Consider the following 6,330-nt stretch of genomic DNA (forward strand, 5'->3'; position numbering starts at 1 on the left):
GCCCGTAAAAAGTCCCACTGCAGGAATATACTTATCAGGAACCTGCCAGGGTCCCAAGGATATTCCAGAGACAGTGGCCCAGGCAGGAGCAGCCGCAGCAAAGGTCATCGGACTTTTAAGTAAGAAGAAGCTTCTTAATAACCCTCAAGTGGCAAAGGCAGAGGAACGTTTGTGCAGCGGGTGCTCTGGCTGTTCCAAAGTCTGTCCTTACGGAGCGATTGACTACGAAGTGAGAGAAATCCGGGATCATGGAGCCAGGCAGATGCGGAGGATAGCTGTGGTAAACGAGGCGGTGTGCCAGGGCTGCGGGGCCTGTACGGTGACCTGCCCATCCGGAGCCATGGACTTAAAGGGATTTACTGCAAAACAGATTATGGCGGAGGTAGATGCGATATGCAGATAGAAGATAACAGCAACAAGGAGTTCCGGCCTCTTATCCTGGCATTTTGCTGCAACTGGTGCAGCTATGCAGGGGCCGATCTGGCGGGTTCCAGCCGCTCTTCCTATCCGGCAGAAGTAAAGATTATCCGGGTTCCCTGTTCCTGCAGGGTGAATCCCTTATTCCTGTTAAGGGCTTTTGAAAAGGGGGCAGATGGCGTGATCTTAGCCGGCTGCCATCCGGGTGACTGCCATTATTCCACAGGCAATTACTATGCCAGAAGAAGGATGGCTCTGTTGTTTGACATGTTGGATTACCTGGGAATTGAAAGGGAAAGAACCAGGGTGGAATGGATTTCCGCAGCAGAGGGTGCCAAGTTCTCGGCGACCATGAATGCCTTCACCCAGACGATAAAAGAACTGGGACCAAACAGAAAGCTGAGGGATTTACGATGCATGCCATAGAAAAGACCATAAAAGAAACGTGTAAAAAGCTCTGGGATGATGGAGAAGTAAACCGGATTCTGGCATGGGAAAAAGGACTCTTTGACCATGACGCGGCTCCCGCCCTGTTCCGGAGCCGGGAACGTATTTCTCATCTGGTTTACAATGAGCACTGCGGGGGAAATTTAAGCAAATTCCTCATAAAAGAAATGGAAAAGGAAGGAAAGGTACTGGTCCTATTAAAGCCCTGCGATACATACGGATTTAACCAGCTTTTATTGGAAAACCGGGTAAACAGGGAAAAGGTTTACATTCTGGGCGTTCCGTGCGGTGGAATGAGGGATGAAAAAGGCCTTCTCTTCAAATGTCTTTCCTGTAAGGGCAATGATTTCAAGGCCTCCGACCAGATCATAGAATCGGATCTGTCCGTTCCGGCTCCGGTCCCTTCCAGGGAAGAAGAGAAATTAAACCAGATGACTGCAGAGGAACGTTTTGCATTTTGGCGTGGGCAGCTTTCCAAATGCATCCGCTGCAATGCCTGCCGCAACATATGTCCTGCCTGCAGCTGTATCAAATGTGTGTTTGACAACCGGGATTCCGGAATAGAGGCAAAGGCCAATTCCGATGCTTTTGAAGAAAATCTGTTTCATATCATAAGAGCCTTCCACGTAGCGGGAAGGTGCACAGACTGCGGGGAGTGCAGCCGGGTCTGTCCCCAGAACATTCCTCTTTATTTGCTTAACCGGAAAATGATTGAGGAGATTAACCAACGGTACGGAACCTATCAGGCAGGAGAAAGTCCGGAAGCCAGATCTCCGTTAACGGATTTTAAGGAGTCTGATCCGGAAGTTTCGGCCGTATACGGGAAAGGCGGTGTGTCTTAATGTTAACAATGCCATTGAAACATCTTGATGCGCTTTTACTGGAACTTTCAAAGGAGCACCAGGTTTTTGCTCCCATGGAAAAGGCGGGGAGTGTCTCGTTCTTTCCATGGAACAAGGGAGATACCGTATGTCTTGATACTCTTTTGACAGATCATGCACCCAAGTCCTTTTTCTTTCCCCAGTCGGAAACTTTATACCGTGCCCGGAGAGAAGAGGGAGGTCTTTCCATTGTTCCCGAAGAAGGGGAGGAAATCAGCTCTGTCTATTTTGGTGTAAGAGCCTGCGACCGGAGAAGCTTTGAGATCCTGGACCGGGTGTTCCTAAGCACGCCCTGCGATTCCTGCTATGAATCCAAAAGAAGGAATGGGTATGTGGTGGCTCTGGCCTGTGAGAATCCGGAAGACACCTGTTTTTGCCAGACCTTTGGCATCGACCCTGCCTGGCCGGGAGGAGATGTGTCCGTCTGGATCGCAGACGGAGAACTTTACTGGAAAAGCATGACCGAAAAGGGAGAAGCATTAACGGAATTAGTCGAAGCCTTGTTTGAAGAGGGAGACCGCAAAAAGGCAGAAGAGCAGAAAGCAGAGATCCGGAAAAAGCTGGAAGCTCTGCCTCTTAAGAATTTGAGCCTGGGACGGTTTGAACATCCGGATTCCTCCATGGATTTGTTTGAGTCGGAACAATGGGAAACCTTATCCGATACCTGCCTCGGCTGCGGGATCTGCACGTTTCTATGCCCTACCTGCCAGTGCTATGATATATGCGACTACAACGCAGGCCATGAAATCAGGAAATTCCGCTGCTGGGATTCCTGCATGTATCCGGGTTTTACGGAGATGTCCCATGGGAATAACAGAAACAGCCAAATGCAGCGGTTCCGCCAGAGATTCATGCATAAGCTGGTGTATTTTCCGGAAAACAACGGCGGAGTATATTCCTGTGTGGGTTGTGGAAGGTGTCTGCGCAAATGTCCGTCTTCCTTAAATATTGTCAGAGTGATAAAAGCTCTAGGAGAGTCAGACGCCGAAGGAGGAAACGATGAGTAACAGAACCAATGTATTGATTCCGGGAATCGGCGTGATTACAGATGTAAGAAGAGATACACCGGATGTGAAAACCTTCCGCGTAAATGGGTTAGAGGACAGCAAACCCTTTGAACATATGCCGGGACAATGTGCCATGCTTTCGATTCCAGGAGTTGGGGAAGCCATGTTTTCCATCACTTCCTCCCCTACGAACCGGAATTACATGGAGTTTTCCATTAAAAAATGCGGCTGCCTCACCGACTGGCTCCACCAGATGGAAAAGGGGCAGGAAATTGCCCTGCGTGGACCATACGGCAATTATTTTCCCGTTGATACGGAATTGAAAGGAAAGAACCTGCTTTTTATTGCCGGGGGGATCGGAATCGCACCTCTGCGGTCTGTAATTCATTACGTCATTGATAACCGGGCGGATTACGGCTTGGTGGACATTGTATACGGAGCCCGTTCGGCAGAGGATCTTGTGGATTTAGAAGAAATGAGGAAAGACTGGTCAAACGTGGAGGGCTTCCGTGTCCATCTGACCATAGACCGGGCGGAAGAAGGCTGGGATGGGAACGTGGCCTTTGTGCCTGATTATGTCAGGGAGCTGAAATTTTCTAACAACAGAACCGCTTTGGTCTGCGGTCCGCCTGTTATGATAAAATTTGTGCTTCAGGCACTGGAAGAAATGGGATTTGCCAGTACTGAAATCTATACGACCATGGAACTTAAGATGAAATGCGGAGTGGGCAAATGCGGACGCTGCAACATAGGCTCTAAGTACGTCTGCAAGGATGGACCGGTGTTCCGTTATGATGAATTGGGCGTTCTGCCCTCTGAATATTAGGAGGTTGACCAATGAATGACATGATTACTGTTTATCTGTTCGGTAAAAAATACACGGTTCCGTCCAATTTAACCATAATGGGAGCAATGGAGTACGCAGGATACCAGCTTGTGCGGGGCTGCGGCTGCAGGTGCGGCTTCTGCGGAGCCTGTGCCACGATTTACCGTATCAAGGGAGACAGGGAATTAAAGACCTGTCTGGCCTGCCAGACCCAGGTCCGGGAAAATATGTATGTAGCCACCCTTCCCTTTTTCCCTCTGGTAAAAGAGGTTTATGACATAAGCCAGGTTCCGGTCAATGAACAGGTCATGATGGAGCTGTATCCGGAAATCTACAAGTGCATCGGGTGTGCGGCCTGTACCAAGAGCTGCCCTCAGGGCCTGGACACCATGCAGTACATCGCATATGCCCAGAGAGGGGAATTAGAAAAATGTGCCGAAGAGTCCTTTGACTGTGTGATGTGCGGAATTTGTTCTTCCAGGTGCCCGGCCGGAATTTCCCATCCCCAGGTGGGCCTTTTAGCCAGACGGATCACCGGAAAATATCTGGCTCCGGAGGCAAGGCACTTAACCAACCGGGTAAGAGAGGTAGAAGCCGGCGATTTTACGGAACTGATCGAAGCGATCATGGCAAAACCCCTGGAAGAACTGAAAAACCTTTATAATACCAGGGAAATCGAAAAGTAGGAGGAATAGACATGTTTACAGCCAAGATGATGGATTCCGTAAAAGAGGTCGAGGCCACCAGAAAAGAGCGGATGGAGACAGAGCCCAGGAGAATGACGGCCGAAGAAAAGGAAAAGCTGCTGAAGGCCTATCATCCGGATTATAAAGAGGAAGAGTTTGTCATATTGAAGGCTGGCCCCAATAAGGGAGAAAAAGTGCCCAGGGAACTGGGAGTCCTTTTGCAGGCCAGGAGCCGGATCAGGGACACTGACGTGGATTTATCATCTCCGGATTACGATACGGACGTTCTGATCATCGGAGGAGGGGGAGCAGGCTGTGCGGCTGCCATTGAGGCTTCCAAGGCAGGAACAGAGGTATTGATCGTCACAAAGCTCCGTCTGGGGGATGCCAACACCATGATGGCGGAAGGCGGGATCCAGGCTGCAGACAAAGAAAACGATTCCCCCCAGATCCACTACTTAGACGCCTTGGGAGGGGGACATTTCGCCAACCGGCCCCAGCTTTTGAAAAAGCTGGTCATGGAAGCTCCGGGGGCCCTTAAATGGTTAAATGAGCTGGGAGTGATGTTTGACAAGGACAAAGACGGAAACATGATCACCACCCACGGCGGCGGCACTTCCAGAAAGCGCATGCACGCTGCGGCTGACTATACGGGTGCGGAAATCATGAGGGTGCTCCGGGATGAAGTATTAAACCTCCCGATTTCCGTGGCTGATTACACCTCTGCCATTGAACTCATTTTAGGTGAGGAGGGAAGAGCGGCGGGAGCAGTCCTTATGAATATGGAAACAGGAGAGCTTCTAACAGCCAGGGCAAAAACCGTTATTCTGGCCACTGGGGGAGCCGGACGGCTCCACTATCAGGGATTTCCTACCTCCAACCACTACGGAGCCACGGCCGACGGCCTGGTTTTGGCTTATCGGGCAGGGGCAAAGCTTCTCTATCAGGACACCCTTCAGTACCATCCCACGGGGGTCGCTTTTCCGGAGCAGATTTATGGGGCTTTGGTCACGGAAAAGGTCCGTTCCTTAGGCGCCATGCTGGTCAATGCCGGGGGAGAGGCTTTCATGCACCCATTGGAGACCAGAGATGTGTCCGCCGCCTCCATTATCAGAGAGTGTGCAAACGGGAAAGGGGTTGTCACTCCTCTTGGGAAGGGGATCTGGCTGGATACGCCCATGATCGATTTGATTCATGGGAAAGGAACCCTGGAAAAGCGTCTTCCCGGAATGCTGCGCATGTATTTAAAATATGAAATTGATATGAGAAAAACACCTATATTGATCTATCCTACCCTCCATTATCAAAACGGCGGAATCGAGATCGGAGCGGACTGCCAGAGCACCATAGAGAACTTATTTGTGGCAGGAGAAGCGGTGGGAGGGATTCACGGAAGGAACCGTCTTATGGGGAATTCTCTTCTGGATATTATTGTTTTTGGCCGCAATGCCGGAACATGTGCGGCCAGGCGCGTGAAAGACGTACATACAGGGAAGCTTACTTTGACACATATAAGAGAGATGGAAGAGGAGTGCCAAAGGGCCGGTATTGTTACGGATAAAATTTCCCCGCTGCTTTTGCCAAAGTATGCCAGAACAGCGGGGCAGCTATAAGGAGGAAGCCCCCTGCGGGGATACCTATATGCCCAAAAAGCATGGGCAAGAAGGAGGAAAAGATGAGAGAAATATCAGTAAAGACATTGATCGACGTAGTAGAAAAGCTGTGCATTGATGCAAATCAGTACTTACCAGAAGATGTGAAGAAGGCGATCAAAACCTGCCGCGCCTGTGAGGACTGGGACATTGCCAGCGGAGTTCTTGACAATATTATCGAGAACTTTGAAATCGCAGAAAGGGAAGATGTTCCCATCTGTCAGGATACAGGCATGGCTTGTGTATTTCTTGAGATCGGCCAGGATGTCCACTTTGTTGACGGGGACTTGACCGAAGCAATCAATGAAGGGGTCCGCAGAGGCTACGAAAAGGGATTTTTAAGAAAATCCGTTGTAAAGGACCCGGTAAGGCGGGGAAATACGGGGATAACACTCCGGCTTTAATCTATACGGA

8 protein-coding genes are annotated in these 6,330 nt (G+C 50.1%); all 8 read left to right on the plus strand.

Annotated elements, in window-relative coordinates; all coding sequences use genetic code 11:
• The coding region (locus tag RT269_RS12135; RefSeq protein ID WP_313182923.1) for a 4Fe-4S dicluster domain-containing protein at positions 1-403 on the plus strand (403 nt) is incomplete at its 5' end.
• Positions 394-843: a hydrogenase iron-sulfur subunit gene (locus RT269_RS12140; RefSeq protein WP_313182924.1), complete on the plus strand. Its 450-nt coding sequence runs from the start codon at positions 394-396 to the stop codon at positions 841-843. The genes RT269_RS12135 and RT269_RS12140, both read left to right, overlap by 10 nt.
• Positions 831-1,706 carry a 4Fe-4S dicluster domain-containing protein gene (locus RT269_RS12145; protein WP_313182925.1) on the plus strand — a complete coding sequence of 292 codons (876 nt, stop codon included), beginning with the start codon at positions 831-833 and terminating at the stop codon, positions 1,704-1,706. The genes RT269_RS12140 and RT269_RS12145 overlap by 13 nt, the downstream gene beginning before the upstream one ends.
• Positions 1,706-2,752, plus strand: a complete 1,047-nt coding sequence (locus RT269_RS12150) for a 4Fe-4S dicluster domain-containing protein (protein ID WP_313182927.1) — start codon at positions 1,706-1,708, stop codon at positions 2,750-2,752. Before RT269_RS12145 ends, RT269_RS12150 begins: the two co-directional genes overlap by 1 nt.
• Positions 2,745-3,578 (plus strand): FAD/NAD(P)-binding protein, encoded by an 834-nt coding sequence (locus RT269_RS12155; RefSeq protein ID WP_313182928.1) that lies wholly within the window; start codon positions 2,745-2,747, stop codon positions 3,576-3,578. The genes RT269_RS12150 and RT269_RS12155 overlap by 8 nt, the downstream gene beginning before the upstream one ends.
• 11 nt (positions 3,579-3,589) lie before the next feature.
• On the plus strand, positions 3,590-4,264 hold the full coding sequence (locus RT269_RS12160) for a 4Fe-4S dicluster domain-containing protein (RefSeq protein WP_313182930.1): 675 nt from the start codon (positions 3,590-3,592) through the stop codon (positions 4,262-4,264).
• A gap of 71 nt (positions 4,265-4,335) precedes the next feature.
• Positions 4,336-5,877, plus strand: coding sequence for an FAD-dependent oxidoreductase (locus tag RT269_RS12165; RefSeq protein WP_442913815.1), 1,542 nt, complete (start codon positions 4,336-4,338; stop codon positions 5,875-5,877).
• A gap of 62 nt (positions 5,878-5,939) precedes the next feature.
• Positions 5,940-6,320, plus strand: a complete 381-nt coding sequence (locus RT269_RS12170; RefSeq protein ID WP_331664149.1) for a fumarate hydratase — start codon at positions 5,940-5,942, stop codon at positions 6,318-6,320.
• The last annotated feature ends 10 nt before the right edge of the window (positions 6,321-6,330 follow it).

Source organism: Lacrimispora sp., assembly GCF_032078915.1.
GTDB lineage: Bacteria > Bacillota > Clostridia > Lachnospirales > Lachnospiraceae > Lacrimispora.